19 protein-coding genes are annotated in these 14,243 nt (G+C 63.3%); 11 read left to right on the top strand and 8 right to left on the bottom strand.

All coding sequences use genetic code 11. The features are described from left to right. Window positions 1-27: 27 nt before the first annotated feature. The 3 genes from VFW69_RS04500 to VFW69_RS04490 form a co-directional block, all read right to left on the bottom strand. The gene (locus tag VFW69_RS04500; RefSeq protein WP_526498586.1) at window positions 28-549 is read right to left on the bottom strand and encodes an Rv2253/PknI dimerization domain-containing protein; all 522 of its coding nucleotides are present in this window, start codon (window positions 547-549) and stop codon (window positions 28-30) included. 131 nt (window positions 550-680) lie between these two features. Next, complete coding sequence (locus VFW69_RS04495; protein WP_526498584.1) at window positions 681-1,322, bottom strand: Rv1363c family protein; 642 nt, start codon at window positions 1,320-1,322, stop codon at window positions 681-683. Beyond that, window positions 1,319-2,107, bottom strand: coding sequence for an Rv1363c family protein (locus VFW69_RS04490; protein WP_526498582.1), 789 nt, complete (start codon window positions 2,105-2,107; stop codon window positions 1,319-1,321). The genes VFW69_RS04495 and VFW69_RS04490 overlap by 4 nt, the downstream gene beginning before the upstream one ends. A 211-nt stretch (window positions 2,108-2,318) precedes the next feature. Here VFW69_RS04490 and VFW69_RS04485 point away from each other — a divergent pair, with 211 nt between their 5' ends. Continuing rightward, entirely contained in the window at window positions 2,319-2,708 is a 390-nt protein-coding gene (locus VFW69_RS04485; protein WP_526498635.1) for a hypothetical protein, read from the top strand. A 5-nt stretch (window positions 2,709-2,713) separates the two neighbouring features. On the opposite strand, the gene VFW69_RS04480 is transcribed toward VFW69_RS04485, so the two are convergent. After that, window positions 2,714-3,316, bottom strand: a complete 603-nt coding sequence (locus VFW69_RS04480; protein WP_526498580.1) for a TetR/AcrR family transcriptional regulator — start codon at window positions 3,314-3,316, stop codon at window positions 2,714-2,716. A 102-nt stretch (window positions 3,317-3,418) separates the two neighbouring features. Between VFW69_RS04480 and VFW69_RS04475 the strand changes: the two genes are divergently transcribed. From VFW69_RS04475 to VFW69_RS04460, 4 genes are read left to right on the top strand one after another with little or no spacing between them, the layout of a single operon-like run. Beyond that, window positions 3,419-4,204, top strand: coding sequence for a hypothetical protein (locus tag VFW69_RS04475; protein ID WP_526498578.1), 786 nt, complete (start codon window positions 3,419-3,421; stop codon window positions 4,202-4,204). Further along, the gene (locus tag VFW69_RS04470; RefSeq protein ID WP_526498576.1) at window positions 4,201-5,013 is read left to right on the top strand and encodes a hypothetical protein; all 813 of its coding nucleotides are present in this window, start codon (window positions 4,201-4,203) and stop codon (window positions 5,011-5,013) included. The genes VFW69_RS04475 and VFW69_RS04470 overlap by 4 nt, the downstream gene beginning before the upstream one ends. Then, window positions 5,010-5,588, top strand: coding sequence for a cytochrome c oxidase subunit 3 family protein (locus VFW69_RS04465; protein WP_526498574.1), 579 nt, complete (start codon window positions 5,010-5,012; stop codon window positions 5,586-5,588). Before VFW69_RS04470 ends, VFW69_RS04465 begins: the two co-directional genes overlap by 4 nt. A 4-nt stretch (window positions 5,589-5,592) precedes the next feature. Beyond that, a complete protein-coding gene (locus VFW69_RS04460) occupies window positions 5,593-5,874 on the top strand; it encodes a cytochrome C oxidase subunit IV family protein (protein ID WP_526498572.1) in 282 nt (93 codons plus the stop codon). Between the two features lie 20 nt (window positions 5,875-5,894). Here the strand turns inward: VFW69_RS04460 and VFW69_RS04455 are convergent, their stop codons facing one another. Continuing rightward, entirely contained in the window at window positions 5,895-7,190 is a 1,296-nt protein-coding gene (locus tag VFW69_RS04455; protein ID WP_526498570.1) for a cytochrome P450, read from the bottom strand. 196 nt (window positions 7,191-7,386) lie between these two features. Between VFW69_RS04455 and VFW69_RS04450 the strand changes: the two genes are divergently transcribed. Then, window positions 7,387-8,106, top strand: coding sequence for a TetR/AcrR family transcriptional regulator (locus tag VFW69_RS04450; RefSeq protein ID WP_526498568.1), 720 nt, complete (start codon window positions 7,387-7,389; stop codon window positions 8,104-8,106). On the opposite strand, the gene VFW69_RS04445 is transcribed toward VFW69_RS04450, so the two are convergent. Continuing rightward, window positions 8,022-8,459 (bottom strand): Rv2576c family protein, encoded by a 438-nt coding sequence (locus VFW69_RS04445; RefSeq protein ID WP_526498566.1) that lies wholly within the window; start codon window positions 8,457-8,459, stop codon window positions 8,022-8,024. The genes VFW69_RS04450 and VFW69_RS04445 overlap by 85 nt on opposite strands. Further along, on the bottom strand, window positions 8,456-9,211 hold the full coding sequence (locus VFW69_RS04440) for an enoyl-CoA hydratase/isomerase family protein (protein WP_526498564.1): 756 nt from the start codon (window positions 9,209-9,211) through the stop codon (window positions 8,456-8,458). The genes VFW69_RS04445 and VFW69_RS04440 overlap by 4 nt, the downstream gene beginning before the upstream one ends. A gap of 107 nt (window positions 9,212-9,318) precedes the next feature. On the opposite strand from VFW69_RS04440, the gene VFW69_RS04435 reads away from it, so the two are divergent. The 5 genes from VFW69_RS04435 to VFW69_RS04415 all read left to right on the top strand — a co-directional run bounded on the left by VFW69_RS04435 (window position 9,319) and on the right by VFW69_RS04415 (window position 13,326). Further along, window positions 9,319-9,738 carry a lipoprotein LpqH gene (locus tag VFW69_RS04435; RefSeq protein WP_526498562.1) on the top strand — a complete coding sequence of 140 codons (420 nt, stop codon included), beginning with the start codon at window positions 9,319-9,321 and terminating at the stop codon, window positions 9,736-9,738. Window positions 9,739-9,824: 86 nt separating this feature from the next. Continuing rightward, on the top strand, window positions 9,825-11,015 hold the full coding sequence (locus VFW69_RS04430; protein ID WP_526498560.1) for an amidohydrolase family protein: 1,191 nt from the start codon (window positions 9,825-9,827) through the stop codon (window positions 11,013-11,015). A 25-nt stretch (window positions 11,016-11,040) separates the two neighbouring features. Continuing rightward, window positions 11,041-12,507: a FadD3 family acyl-CoA ligase gene (locus VFW69_RS04425; RefSeq protein ID WP_526498558.1), complete on the top strand. Its 1,467-nt coding sequence runs from the start codon at window positions 11,041-11,043 to the stop codon at window positions 12,505-12,507. Then, on the top strand, window positions 12,504-13,130 hold the full coding sequence (locus VFW69_RS04420) for a fatty-acid--CoA ligase (protein WP_526498556.1): 627 nt from the start codon (window positions 12,504-12,506) through the stop codon (window positions 13,128-13,130). Before VFW69_RS04425 ends, VFW69_RS04420 begins: the two co-directional genes overlap by 4 nt. Before the next feature lie 10 nt (window positions 13,131-13,140). Further along, complete coding sequence (locus VFW69_RS04415; RefSeq protein ID WP_526498554.1) at window positions 13,141-13,326, top strand: (2Fe-2S)-binding protein; 186 nt, start codon at window positions 13,141-13,143, stop codon at window positions 13,324-13,326. Between the two features lie 8 nt (window positions 13,327-13,334). Here VFW69_RS04415 and VFW69_RS04410 read toward each other — a convergent pair. Further along, window positions 13,335-14,243 (bottom strand): thiamine pyrophosphate-dependent enzyme (locus VFW69_RS04410; RefSeq protein ID WP_526498552.1); only part of this gene is annotated, 909 nt, incomplete at its 5' end.

Here is a 14,243-nt window from a genome sequence, read left to right as displayed (position 1 = left end):
CTGGGCAACGAAGTTACGACCGCCCGGTCAGGAGAGCTGGTCCAGGCGCAACGGCATCGTGATATCAAGCCACTGGTTTTGGCCGCAGGCACCGCTTGGACCGACTGTCTTGTCCTTGCCCGAGAGGACCCGCGAACCGATTTGAAATCCACCATTGTCGTTCACCGGGTAGAAAAAGAATTGCTGCTGCCCGGGGAACGCGGTACCGTCCTCGCACCGCTCCCAATTCGGCACTTCGCGTCTCACCTTCCACATCTCCCCATCTTTCATATATAGGGCCGCGCTCCATCCCTGGTCGCTCGTCACCGTGCCGTGGCAGTCCTGGGTCGAGGCGCACGTCGAACTGATGGACCATACTTGGTAGACCGTCGGCTCGCCGAAGTACTGATCATTTCTCTGGGCGTAATCGCCAATGGACGTGGCGCGGAATGTCCCATTGATGGCCACGTCTTCCTTGGTTATTGCCTGGGCTGGCGATGCAGTGCTCAAACCGCCGAATGCAGTGGCAGCCAACAGCGTTGTGGTGGTGAGTGTTTTGACTGAACGCATCAGGTGCTCCTCGAAGCCCGTAATCCGAGAGTGCCTATGGCACCTTTTCGCCGTCGGTTGCGGCGTTCTCGAGCCATGACGTTACACCGCTTCGGCCCGCCAGTTAACGGTTAGGACAACATCTGCCGCGCTCATCCGGAAGGGTCGAATTTCGCGATCAGCCACGAACCGTTGACTTTTTTCAGCGTGACCAGGACGCTGCTCTGCGTCTTCTCGGGATCTTTCTTTTGCACGCTCGCCGTGGTCTGGTCGACGAAAACCAGCACGACGGCCGAATCGGGGTGCAATTCCGAGACTGCGGCCCGAATCACCTTGGCGGTTGCCGTCAGTCGTCCCTTCTCCGCCACCGGCGCGACGACGTCCTCGGTGAATTTGCTGTAATAGGCCAGAAAGTCGCCGGTGAGATGTGATTTCGCGTTGTTGAGGTCGCGGTTTAAATGGTCGTAGGAATACGACAACACCGCCACAGCACCGTCCGACGCCGCCTGGATTGCCCGGTGCGCCGCCGCGTCGCCGACCTGCCGATCGGGCCGGTACAGGACGAAGTACACGCCGGCAGCGACTGCCACCGCGGCAATAACCAACATTGTCGCGACAATCGAACGCCACCTTGCCAAACATTGGCCTGCCCGGCGCCGACTCGCTGCCAGCCGGTGCAGGCGTCCCGGTTCCTCGGTGGCGGCTGGCCTTTCGTCCTCGTCGGCGGGTGAAGTCTGGGCGCCGTCGACAGCCTTCTCGGTGCCGTCCAGCGACGAGCCATGTTCGACAGTCATCGCAAGAAATCAACTTTCGACATCTTGAGCTGACCGCCGTCGCGGTCCATATTGACGCTGAGCCGAAACAAGGCGGGTGGCGGTTTGGCGTTATCCGGCCCAATGGGATCAGTTTTCGCCGCCACAAGCACGACTCCCGAATTGTCGCTCAACGACTCGACGGCGACGGCTTCGACGGTGACCTTGGTGCCGACCTTCGTCTCCTCGGCCTTATTGACTATCAGGGTCGACAGCACCGATAGCTGGGTCTTCTGGTCGCCCGTGGAGGCATCGATCGTGCGCTGGACATCCTCCTTGGCATGATCGGGGTCAATCGACATCAGTGCCGTGATCCCTTGCCGGGCGGCTGCACTGAACTCCGCGGCGAGCTGGCGATTATGCATCGCGGTGTGGTGCTGCCAGAACATGTAGCCGCTCGCTCCGAGAGAAGTGGAGGCGAGCACGATGCCGACGCCAACAGCTATTGTTTTCCGCCCCGGGCGCCGGAGCCACCGCGGTCGCCCACGACGCCGCAATCGTAGCCGTTTCCAGGTCCACTTCGCGGGGCGCTGCTTGTTATCTTGGGCGTGGGCGTGGGCGTGGGCGTCGGTTTCGGTTGCCCCGCGCAGCCGTAACAGGCGTGCCAGAGCCGCCTCGGCGCGCGCTTCGGCCTCGGCAACTTCGTCTTCTGGATCCGCTTCCGAAACGGGCTCTACGGCGTCGGGGTCGACCCTCGGTTGGGCGGGATCAGTCGCTTCCGCCGAGCCATCACATTGGTCAGCATCAGGCTTCTCCGGATCGTGCACGGAGAACGAGCTTATCACTCCGGCCTGGGCTCAACATGGTCGTCGGGCGGCTGCACTCGTGGCCCTCACATGCGCAAATGCTCGCATGCCGGATGACGAGGCGAAGTGGTTAGGGACAGCCTGATGCTGACGGCTGTGCGGTCCGACTGATCTTCTCCAACCAGGAGAATTTTCTTTCCAGGTGTGGCAGAGTAATCGGGTGCGATCGATCGTGGCCCTGGCTGCCGCATTGCTCGGCGCGGGTGTGCTGGCGGCGCCGCAAGCCTCGGCCGGGCCGAGTGTCTGCGACTACCCCGCCTGCACCCCCGGCATCATGCCGCACCAGGTTTTGGGTGCGCCATGTGACAACACCAGCTACTACGCGTTCGGCGTCGCCGACGGATACGTTTCCTTCGCCTCGGAGCCCGGGCGGCTGATGTTTTGCGGCTCGCCGAGGCGATACCAGCCTCGATGGTTCCGCTCACCTCCGATGGCGGGAGTCAAGGACGAGAACGCCGACTGCCAGAACTACCTGAACTACGTCGCGCAGGCGCCTGATGGTCTGTTCTTGATCTGTATCGCTCACGACGGCATATCGAGCTGGGTCCGCGCCGACACATAGCCCAGTCACTCGGGGTTGTCGCGAGGCAGACCGAGCAGGCGCCGGCTCAAATCGGTAACCCGATCGAGCAATGTCTCGTCGTCGATGTCGGCAACCAGCGGATGCATGACAGCGGTGCTGAGCGCGCCGGAGAACATGGCGGCCTCGATCCGTCCGTCCAGACCCGCATCGCTCAGCAGCACCTGGTACAGACGATCCATGAAAAGTTGAAACGGCTTGTGCTCGGCCAGCAATCGGACCACGACGGGATCGAATTGCAGCGTGCGCACCAACCGGCGGTCGCGAACCGCCATCTCAATCACGCCCACCAACAAGGCATCTCGCGCTTGGGGCCCGTCGTCGTAGGCTTCGGCCGCTGCGAGGGCTGGCTCGAGCCGGCCGAGTTCGCGCTCGGTCACGGCGATGACGATCTGCTCCTTGGTCCGAAATTGATGGTAGACGGCGGCTTTCGTAATACCGACGGCATCGGCGATCATCTGCAGCGATGTACCGCTGACACCGTGTGTGGCGAACAGATCCAAGGCGGCATCGAGCACCCGTGTCCGGGCCGCGCTGTGCTCGATCAGCCAGAATCGCCCACTCGTGTCCGGCTGAGGTGCTGTTCCCACGCACCGAGACTAGACGACGCTCTTGACCGTGGCTAGCCGATCGGCTAGCTTCGCTCACTAGCCGGGTTTCGGTGGTGATTTTCGTGCGGGGAAGGAGTTCTGATGTCCGACGTCGGCGGAAACGAAGCAGGCGGTCGCCAGTCCGCGCGGACCGCGTCCCGGCGGACCGACGGCGAGCTGATCCTGCTCTGGACGTTGCCAGTCGCGCTGATCCTGTGGATCGCCGCTTTCTTCCTGTTTCCGGGATTCAACCCGCCGATGTCACCCACCATGCCGGCCGAGCAGGTGGCCGCCTTCTATCGCGATCCGGGGCATATTCCGCAGATCCGCTCCAGCATGATCCTGTTCAACTGGTTTGGGGTGTGCCTCGTGCCGATCCTGGCCCTGATCGTGCTGCAGATCCGCCGCATGGCGCACCGGACGCCGATCTTTTCCTACGCCATGCTCGGGTGCGCGGCCGGCGGTCCGACGCTGTTTCTCGTGGCCAACGTCTGCTGGCTGCTGGCCGCTTTCCGGCCCGAGCGCAGTCCCGAGCTGACTCAGCTGCTGAACGATCTCGCCTGGATCACCTTCACCATCCTGGTCCCGTTTTTCATCGGTCAGTGCGTAATCTTGGCCCTGGCAATCTATTTCGATGATCCGTCCCGCCCGGTGTTCAACCGTTGGGTGGCATACTTCAATCTTCTCGTCGGGGCCGCGCTGGTGCCGGCGTCGTTCGTCGGCGTCTCGTTGACCGGCCCGCTGGCCTGGGATGGCTTGCTGTCGTTCTGGGTGAAAAATGTCGCCATTGCTGTCTGGATCGTCGTGATGGGCATTGTATTGGGGCAAGCCGTTTATCGCGAGCGTGCCGAGAACCGTGGGCTCCCAGAAGAATTGGTCACCGCATGAGCGCGGTGATCACACCGGCGACGTCGCCGGCCACGCCACCGACGGGTCCGCTGCATCATCGAATCGGCTGGCACCTGAGGCGCGACCCCAAGCGAGAACTGTGGCTGGCGTGGGGGATCCTCATGGTGTTCTACGGCCTCTTCTTCCCGATGTTCTTCATCGTGGCGCAGGTTCAGCCCCCGCCAAAGCCCACCTGGGACCTCGCGACGCAAGCCCACTGGTTCTCCGAACGTCACCTCGGCATACCCGTCGGCTTCGGGGTCATCTTCGCCATCAGCGGCATGATCGCGGTCAACAACGCCCTCATCGCATATTCGATGCGGCGCATGTCGGTCAGCCGCGCGTTCGCGTACTCGTATCTGCTCATCTACTCGCTCAGCGCAGTTCCCGGCATGCTCCTGCTCAACATCGCGCTGATCGTCGGCACGCTGCGACCCGACCGCGACCCCCACGTGATCGGGTGGCTCTATGACTTCGCCTTCTTGTCTTTCGACGGAACCATGGGCGTGTTCCTGATCGGCTCGCTGATCTGGATGGTGGCGATCCTGCTCGACGAGAATCGCGTATTCCCCAAGTGGTTCGGCTATCTCAACCTGTGTAATGCGCTGACCGAGGTCGTCGTCGCGCCCTGCTGGATCTTTCGCCGTGGCGTGTTCGCGTGGGATGGCGAGATCGCTTGGTGGCTGGACATGGTCGTGTTCGGCATTTACCAAGTCACTTTCATCGTCATGCTGTTTCAGATGATCCGACGTGAAGACTTCGGTACCGGACCGTTGCCGGACCTGCCGCAGAAGGCGGTTGCGCAATGACGGAGCTGGCCGAAAAGCGCGGACGCGCCAGGGCCGTGCCGGGCCAACCCGACATGTGGGCCTTTGTGTTGTTCGAGACCCTGGTTTTCACAGCGTATTTCGGCTTCTATCTGTTCTCCCGGGGCCGCAATCCCGAGCTTTTCCTGCACTCGCAGGCGCATCTCGATCTGCGCGTCGGAGTCGTCAATACTTTGGTGTTATTGCTCAGCTCATGGTCGGTGGCGCGGTGTGTTCAGTCGGCACGCGCCGGCGCTTACCGGGAGGCTCTCAGGGATGTCTTCATCACGGCAGCGTTCGCCGTAGTGTTCCTGTTTTTCAAGGTGTTTGAGTGGGTCCGGTTGGCACACGCGGGAAACGGCGTGGACAGCAACGACTTCTTCATGTACTACTTCTTTCTCACCGGGATCCACTTCGTTCACCTGCTGATCGGCTTCGTCGTCCTGGGCATCATCGTCTACCAACTCCGAAGTCCGGCGCGGCGCTCCCAGGAACTTGTCGAAACCGGTGCAACGTATTGGCACACAGTCGACTTCCTGTGGGTGCTCATCTTCGCGTTGCTTTACGTGGTGAGGTGAGCGAGTGAAATTCAACAAGAGGTTGCTGTTTGTCTGGCTGATCTTGGCCGCGCTGACGCTGGCTTACCTGTGGATAGATCACTCCGCCGGCGGATTGCTGAAGTCCAGCGCTGTGGTCACATCGAGCGTCATCGTCGTCGCACTTATCAAGGTACGCATCATTTTTCGCGAGTTCATGGAGGTGCGAGACGCTCCGGTCGTGCTGTGCCGACTCACCGACGCGTGGGTGGTGCTGATCGCCGCCGTCTTGCTCGGCAGCTACTTCGTCGGAATGCAGGTCCGGTAGCGCTCGCGAGTGACGAGTTCCTAGGCCACCGGGGCGACCGCGTCCGCGGTGGTGAATGTCAGGTGCAGTTCGCTCAGACCCCGCAGGATGTACGTCGGCTCGTAGGTGTAACGACGTTCGGCGGCCGGCCCGTGATGGGCTTCGTTGATTTCGATGTGCGGCATCCGGTCCAGGATCCGCTCGATCGAGACACGCCCCTCGACGCGGGCGAGTGGACCGCCGGGGCACGAGTGCACGCCACGGGCGAAGGCCATGTGTTCGCGAACGTTCCTGCGGCGCAAGTCGAACTCGTGCGGGTTCTCGAACCGGCGCGGGTCGCGGTTGGCGGCGCCCGGCAGGATCATCACCACGGTGCCCGCGGGTATGTCGACACCGCCGATGCGGGTCGGCCTGCGGGCCAGCCGACAATCACTCTTCACTGGGCTGTCCATCCGCAGCGACTCCTCGATGAACCCGGGCACCAGGCTGCGGTCCTCACGCAACTGTTGCTGGATGTCGGGCCGGTCGCCGAGTACCTGCAGGGCGGCGCTGAGCAGCTTGGCCGTGGTCTCCTGGCCGGCGGCGAAGAGGAACGTCGCCGAGCGGACCACCTCGATCACCGGGGGCGTCGATCCGTCCGGATACTTCGCTTCCGCCAGGAAGGTCAGCACGTCGCTACGCGGCTTGCGCCGCCGGTCCTCGATGTAATGACAGAACTTGTCGTCGAGCCACTCCAGCGGGTTGATGCCGACCGACTCGTGATCAAGTGCCCCGACACGCGCGCCGGGACGGTCAGCACCCAAGACGCTACGGAACTCCTTATGGTCCTCTTCCGGCACGCCCAGCAGGTCGGCAATCACCAAGGTGGCGAACGGCTTGGAATATTCGGCGATGAACTCGCACTCACCGATGCCGAGAAACTCGTCGAGCTGACGGTCGGCGAGGCGCCACATGAACTCCTCGTTCTGCTTCAGCCGGCTCGGGGTCAGCAACTTGGCGAGCACTGACCGGGCCTTGGTGTGGTCCGGCGGATCCATCGTGACCATGTGCTCGTTCATCGGGAAGGAGCTGCGGTGCGCATCGATCTGCGGGCTGATGTCGTCGCCTTCGGGCGTGAACGGTAGCGGCGGGAAGGGACCGCCGAGGGCGACGATGTTGGAGAACGTGTCCGGGTCCTTGTAGATCTCGCAGGCTTCGTCGTAGCCGGTGACCGCGACGACCCCGTAGTGCGGCAGGCGCAACACCGGGTTCTGACTGCGCAGGTAATCGAAGTAAGGGTGCGGATCTGGGACCAATGACGGATCGGTGAAGAAGTCGATCGAGTCGTAGGTGCTCATCGGATTGCGTCTCCCTGGGCTGGGTTTACCGGTGGTATTCGGCGGCAAGCGGTACCGCCGCGGTGATTTCGAGATCGAAAATGTGCTGAGCACCTGCTTAGCATGGCGGTAATGTCAGGGTCAAGGTCGCAACGCCACGCCACGATACGATCCGTGTGGTCCGCACACGGGACGGCACACAGTACGGAGCAGGAACATGACATCGGCCCGCAGAATCGGGGCGCCTGACGCGAAAAACCGCGTCTTGTTGCTTGATGCCGCCGAGCAGTTAATGCTCGAGGAGGGCTACGCCGCGGTCACGTCGCGCCGCCTCGCGAACAAGGCCGGGCTCAAGCCTCAGCTGGTGCACTACTACTTCCGCACCATGGAAGAGCTGTTCTTGGAAGTGTTCCGTCGCCGGGCGGAAGAAGCGCTCGAAGTGCACGCGCAAATGCTGAAGTTGCCCCAGCCGCTGTGGGCGCTGTGGCGATTCGGCACCGATCCCGCCTTCACGCGGATCTCCATGGAGTTCATGGCACTGGCCAATCACCGCAAGGAGATGCGGGCCGAAATCGCTTATTACGCGGAGCGTTTTCGCGAAGAACAGCGCCAAGCGGTGGCAACCGCGCTGGAGCGCTACGGCTCAAAAATTCAAGACGAAGGCCAAGACATCGACATCCCTCCGGTGGTGTGGACCGTGTTGATGAGCAGCTTGTCGCGCTTTCTGGTACTCGAGCAGGCGATCGGGATGTCCGCCGGACATGCCGAGACGTTGGAATTGGTGGAGAACTACTTGCGCCGCCTGGAAGGCGAACCGCAGCCGATGGAGGGCGTACCGCAGGCCTGGCTGGTTCACCAGTTCCGCAGCGAGCAAAGCACGCCTTTGGGGCCATCCTTGGATACGACGACGGCTCCGTCTACCGCCAGGTCGCAATGAAGGTTCGGCGCCCCGGGTTCGGTGCCCGTGCTCGCCACGACCATCGCGTATACATCGGGTTTGGACAAGTCCAGCTCATAGCTCCACGGTTTGCCCGGCGCGATATCGATGTCGACGTGCGGTGTGAATGAGTAAGGGTTGTGGCTGTAGTCGGAAAAGATCGCCGGCTCGTGGTCCAGGTAGTAGATGGAGGTATAGATCGGATTCTGCGCGGTGACCGTGTACCTGACGTGATGCATGACCGGGTCATCGGCATGTGCCCGCCCGCTTCCCACCAGCAGACCCGCTGCTGCCAATAGAGCGGCCAACGACACGATGGAGCCGACGCCCATCGCTGTCCTCGTTGTGGTCATGATGCTCCTCCGGCGGCCGGGCGCGCTTTGATGTTTCGGTTCATAACCCGTTCTGCGGCCTGCCAGTGCGGGTCGGCAACCCATAGCCGTGCGAAGGATGCTATCGCCTCCTCAGGAGAAACTCCGCGGATTACGCGCTTTATCTCGGTCGCCGGGCGGCGGGTCAGAGACCTCGCGATGGCTCGCCATCCCTGGTCAGGCAAGTCGAAGACGTCGCGGGGCAAGACCTGGTCCACCAAGCCGATGCGTTCGGCGTCCACCGCGGTGAGGGTCGTTCCCGAGCCGGCCAACAGCAGCGCCTTGCTCTTTCCGACCAGCGCGGCCAGCCGCTCGGCTCCGCCCCAGGCAGGCATGATCTCCAGCTGCACTTGGTTGAAGGCGATCTTGATGTCGTCGGCGGCCACTCGGATGTCGGCGGCCACAGCGACTTCGGCGCCGCCGCCGAACGCGTGGCCGTTGAGTGCGGCGATGACCGGGGCGGGGAAGTCCGCCAGCTGATCGCAGATGGACCGCATCCGCCGGGCCATGGCCGCGGCGTCCTCCTCGGTCCGCAGCATGCTCAACTCCTTGAGGTCGCCGCCGGAGACGAAAGCTTTGTCCCCGGCGCCCTTGATCACCAGCGCTTCAGCGCCTTCCGCCGCGTCGAGCGCCTTCTCCAGTTGGTCCATGGTGTCCAGACCGATGGCGTTGCGCGCGTGCGGACGGTCGATGGTGACCACCGCCAACCCGGCGTCGATCTCTAGGTCCACCATGTGTTATCGCTCCTCGACAAGAATCCGATATTGGCATTCTCTTTTCGCGAGAATAACATCATCACTGCAGGCCCAAGAACTTGCGCAAGCGAGATAGAGGTGACTGGATGCGGAACCGAATCGTGGCCGCCGCCGCGGTCTTAACCGTTGCCTTGGTGGGGGCGTGCACGTCGCGGCCACCGACCCAGATCGCCAGCACGGCATCAGTGACCGTCAACGGCAACGACCGGAGTTTTCACGTCGTCAAGTGCGGTCAGAGGGAGTGGACCCGGACGATCGACATCGGCAGCGATTTCGCCGGAGCCAAACTCGTCATCGACGAGAGCGCGCAACCCGCGACGGTCGAGTCCGTACACATCCAGAACTTGGGTGGCTTCAGCGGGATGTACTCCCCGGGCGGCGACGGGACCGCCGGCATGAGCATGAGCGGTGACAAATTGACCGTTAGCGGCACCGCCAACGGCTACCTGATCGCCAAACCCGGTGAACCGGCTAACGCCACGTACAAGATCTCCGTGGCGTGCTGACCACGTCGAACCGGGGTCGGTGGGGCCACGTTGCGGTTAGGCGTCTGTAGAGAATAGTATTCTCGTAAATTGCGAAGGAGGATTTCATGGGCCAGTTGTCGCATCGGGAGGACGTCCCGTTTCCGATCTTTGACGCGGACAACCACCTGTACGAGCCGCCGGAGGCGCTGACCAAGTTCCTGCCCAAGGAGTACAAGGACTTCGTCCAGTACGTCCAGATCAACGGGCGGACGAAGATCGCGATCCGCGGCCAGATCAGCAACTACATCCCCAACCCGACCTTCGAGGTCGTCGCCCGGCCGGGCGCCTGGGAGGAGTACTTCAAGTACGGCAACCCGGACGGCAAGAGCAAGCGCGAGCTGTTCGGTGAGCCGATGCGTGCGATCCCGGCGTTCTTCGAGCCCGGCCCGCGCCTGGAGAAGATGAACGAGCTGGGTCTGGACCGCACCCTGATGTTCCCGACGCTGGCCAGCCTGCTCGAGGAACGGCTGCGCGACGACCCTGTCGCCGTCCACGTCCTGATCCACGCGCTGAACGAGTGGCTCGACGAGGTCTGGGGCTTCAACTACCAGAACCGCATCTTCACCACCCCGGTCATCACCCTGCCGATCGTCGAGAAGGCGATCGAGGAACTGGAGTGGGCCGTCAAGCGCGGTGCGCGTTGCATTCTGGTCCGCCCGGCGCCGGTCCCGGGCTTCCGTGGCCCGCGGTCGTTCGCGGTGCCCGAGTTCGACCCGTTCTGGGAGCGGGTCGTCGAGCACGACCTGCTGGTCGGCATGCACTCCAGCGACAGCGGCTATTCCCGCTACACGTCCGAATGGGACGGCGCCGAACAAGAGATGCTGCCGTTCCAAACCAATGCGATGGGCATCCTCAACGAGTGGCGGCCGATCCAGGACGCGGTGGGGTCGTGGGTGGTTCACGGCGCGCTCTACCGCCACCCGAAGCTGAAGGTCGCGATCGTCGAGGCCGGTTCGAAGTGGATGACCCCATTGCTGGACGGCCTGGCCGAGGTCTTCCGGAAGGCCCCGGAAGTTTTCCCGAGTGACCCCGTCGAGATGGTCAAGAACCGGATCCACGTCAGCCCGTTCTTCGAGGACGGCATCGACGATTTGGTCAACCTCGTCGGCGTGGATCAGGTGCTGTACGGCTCGGACTGGCCACACCCGGAGGGGCTGGCGGAACCGACCTTCTACGTCAACGCGCTGTCGCACCTGTCCGTTGACGACCAGGCAAAGATCATGGGCGGCAACCTCGGTCGGCTCGTCACGGTGTGACCCGAGCGCCTTCGGGGCGGTGACGATGCAGAGCGCGAAGCGCGATGAGGAGGAGCCGGCCAATCAGATCTGGCAGACCATCCCCGAGATGGTCTTGAGCGCGGCGGACCGCTTCGGCGACGCGGAAGCAGTCGTCGACGGTCCGCTGCGGTTGACATTCTCTCAGGTGGTCGAGCGGATCCGTTGCGCCGCGGGTGCCTTCGCCGACGTCGGCATCGAAAAGGGTGACCGAGTCGCGATCTGGGCACCCAATTCGGCCGAGTGGATCATCGCGGCGTTCGGGTTGCTCACCGCAGGCGGCGTGCTCGTCCCGGTCAACACGCGGTTCAAGGCCGAGGAAGCCGGCGACATCATCGTCCGCAGCAAGGTGAAGGCCGTCCTGGTCCAAAAGGGTTTCCTGGACCAGGATTACACCGCGCCCGCCGGGGTGCCGGTCATCGACCTGAAGTCCGATTTCCTGTCCAGTGGTTCGCCATTCGAGCAGCCGGTGAGCGGTACCGACACCTCGGACATCATCTTCACCTCGGGCACGACCGGGCGCCCCAAGGGGGCGATGCTCAATCATGGTCAAACGCTGCGCATGTACGAGGAGTGGGCGACGCTCGCGGATCTGCGCGAGGGCGACCGCTATTTGCAGATCAACCCGTACTTCCACACGTTCGGGTTGAAGGCGGGTTTGGTCACGTCGTTCCTGCGCGGTGCCGCGATGCTGCCCGTCGCGGTGTTCGACGTCGACACGGTGGTGGATCTCATTGAACGCGAACACATCACGATGCTTCCCGGACCGCCGACGCTGTACCACTCGTTGCTGACGGTAGAGGACAAGTCCAGGCTGTCGTCATTGCGTGCGGGAGTGACCGGCGCCGCCGACATCCCCGTGGAGCTGGTTCGTCGCATCCACGACGAACTGCCGTTCCAGACGCTGATGACGGGTTATGGGCTCACCGAGGCCGGCAACGTAACCCTTTCTCTGCCCGGCGATTCCTTCGAGGATGTCGCCACCACCGCGGGCGTGCCATGTGAGGGGGTCGAGGTGCGCATCGCCGATGACGGCGAGGTGCTGGTCCGCGGCTACGGAGTCATGCAGGGGTATCTCGACGAACCGGAGGCCACCGCCCAAGCGATCGACGGCGATGGCTGGCTGCACACCGGAGACCTCGGGGACTTCACGGAGACCGGGCGGCTGCGCATCGTCGGTCGCAAAAAGGACATGTTCATCGTTGGCGGCTTCAACGCCTACCCGGCCGAGATCGAGGGCTTCCTGCTCAACCACCCGGGCGTGGCACAGGCCGCGGTCATCGGTGTTCCCGACGAACGGATGGGTCAAGTCGGAAAAGCGTTTGTGGTCCGCAACGGCGATGTCAGTGCCGATGCATTGATCGGCTGGTGTCGTGACCGTATGGCCGGATTCAAGGTGCCGCGCACGGTAGAGTTCCTCAATTCACTCCCACTCAACGCGACGGGGAAAGTGATGAAGGACCAACTCCGATGAACAACGGCGATATTCATTCGATGGTGATCGCGTCGGACTATCGCGTCCCCGATCCCACCCGGGTATGGCCGCTGCTGGAGCGCAATAAGGCCGCCTTGGCCGATATCGGCGCGCACCACGTGCTGGTCTACACCTCAACCCGCGACCACGGCCGGGTACTGGTGATGATCGGCCTTCACAGCCGCGAGCCGATCGTGGAGCTGCTGCGATCCCGGGTCTTCTTCGATTGGTTCGACGAGGCCGGCGTCGACGACATCCCCGCGGTCTTCGCCGGCGAGATCGTCGACAGGTTCATCGCGCAGCCACCGAAAACCCCGGCGGCACCGGGCGTCGTGGTCGCCGCCATCGCGTCCGTCAACGACGTATCCCTACTGACCTCCGAAGTCAGCACGGCGATCGACAGATTCACCACGGCCGGCATCCGAAAGACGTGGGTATTCCAGGCTTTCGACGACGATCACGAAGTGCTGATCTTGCAGGAGTTCCCCGACGAAGAAAGCGCGCGGCACTGGATCGACCACCCCGATGCCGCGGCGCAATGGATGTCGGGGGCCGGCATCGGTGCCTACCCACCTTTGTTCGTCGGCCGATTCTTCGACATGATGCGCATCGAGGCGGACTGAGGATTCGCCGGTGTTTGTGTGCCTGTGTAACGGAGTCACCACTCAAACCGTGACCGAGGCCGTTTCGTGCGGGGCGTCGACCACGAAGGAAGTCGCCCAGGCGTGCGGAGCGGGCGCCGATTGCGGACGCTGCCGGCGCACGGTTCAGGCCCTTCTGCGCTCTTCCAGTCCGGATCGAACCCCGAATTCGCGTTAGACCTTGCGTCAGCGGCGCGGACTGCCATCCGGTGACGTCGGTTGGACGAGTTCGACCAGCAGGTTAGGGATTTCGAGCCGCGGCAACATCACCTCGACGAACACCATGCGGTCCCGGTGCTCGGCGGCGGCGGTCAGGGCGTCGTCGAGTTCGCCGTAAGTCTGGACCTGGAACGCCAGGTGGTCGGTGACCCCCAGCGCGCGGGGGACGTCCGTCCACTTCCAATTGACGATGTCGTTGTACGGCGCGGTCTCGCCATGGATCGCCCGTTCGACGGTGTAGCCATCGTTGTTGACCACCACGATGACCGGGGACAGCCCCTCACGCGAAAAGGTGCCGAGCTCTTGGACGGTCAACTGCGCGGCGCCGTCCCCAATGAGCAACACCGTCCTGCGGTCCGGATGCGCCACCGCCGCCCCGAGCGCGGCGGGCAACGTGTAACCGATTGAGCCCCAAAGTGGTTGGCCGATGAATGTGACTCCGTGCGGCAACCGGTGGTCCGCCATGCCGTAGAACGATGTTCCCTGATCGGCGAGGACCACGTTTCCCGGTGTGAGCGCTGCGCACAACCGATCCCACAGCATCTGTTGGGTAAGCGGTTGATCGCGCGCCGGCGTTGGCGGCGCAGGTTCGGCGGGTGGTGACGCCACCGGTGGCGAATTTATCCCGCGCCGCACCAGGATCTGAGCCAGCGCGTCAAGCGCGGCGCCCATCTCCAGCGGCGCGAACACGTGGCCGGCCACGGTGCTTTGGTACTGCCCGACGTCGATGGTCCGGGCCGGGTCGATCAGCTGGCTGAAGAAGCCGCTGACCATGTCGGTGAACACCACCCCGGCAGTGACCAGCACGGGTGCCTCTTCGATCGCGGTGCGCACCGCCGGCGCGCTGGCGGACCCGGCGTAGATGCCCAAGAAGTT

The sequence above is a fragment of the Mycobacterium sp. genome (genome assembly GCF_036273375.1).
Classification (GTDB): Bacteria; Actinomycetota; Actinomycetes; order Mycobacteriales; family Mycobacteriaceae; genus Mycobacterium.
The sequence above is the reverse complement of the archived record's forward strand: the minus strand, read 5'-3'. Positions and strand labels throughout refer to the sequence as shown.

Coding starts and splice junctions, on each gene's coding strand:
- VFW69_RS04500 (WP_526498586.1), bottom strand. CDS start 549: ATGCGTTCAGTCAAAACACTCACCACCACAACGCTGTTGGCTGCCACT.
- VFW69_RS04495 (WP_526498584.1), bottom strand. CDS start 1,322: ATGACTGTCGAACATGGCTCGTCGCTGGACGGCACCGAGAAGGCTGTC.
- VFW69_RS04475 (WP_526498578.1), top strand. CDS start 3,419: ATGTCCGACGTCGGCGGAAACGAAGCAGGCGGTCGCCAGTCCGCGCGG.
- VFW69_RS04470 (WP_526498576.1), top strand. CDS start 4,201: ATGAGCGCGGTGATCACACCGGCGACGTCGCCGGCCACGCCACCGACG.
- VFW69_RS04465 (WP_526498574.1), top strand. CDS start 5,010: ATGACGGAGCTGGCCGAAAAGCGCGGACGCGCCAGGGCCGTGCCGGGC.
- VFW69_RS04455 (WP_526498570.1), bottom strand. CDS start 7,190: ATGAGCACCTACGACTCGATCGACTTCTTCACCGATCCGTCATTGGTC.
- VFW69_RS04450 (WP_526498568.1), top strand. CDS start 7,387: ATGACATCGGCCCGCAGAATCGGGGCGCCTGACGCGAAAAACCGCGTC.
- VFW69_RS04445 (WP_526498566.1), bottom strand. CDS start 8,459: ATGACCACAACGAGGACAGCGATGGGCGTCGGCTCCATCGTGTCGTTG.
- VFW69_RS04440 (WP_526498564.1), bottom strand. CDS start 9,211: ATGGTGGACCTAGAGATCGACGCCGGGTTGGCGGTGGTCACCATCGAC.
- VFW69_RS04435 (WP_526498562.1), top strand. CDS start 9,319: ATGCGGAACCGAATCGTGGCCGCCGCCGCGGTCTTAACCGTTGCCTTG.
- VFW69_RS04430 (WP_526498560.1), top strand. CDS start 9,825: ATGGGCCAGTTGTCGCATCGGGAGGACGTCCCGTTTCCGATCTTTGAC.
- VFW69_RS04425 (WP_526498558.1), top strand. CDS start 11,041: ATGCAGAGCGCGAAGCGCGATGAGGAGGAGCCGGCCAATCAGATCTGG.
- VFW69_RS04420 (WP_526498556.1), top strand. CDS start 12,504: ATGAACAACGGCGATATTCATTCGATGGTGATCGCGTCGGACTATCGC.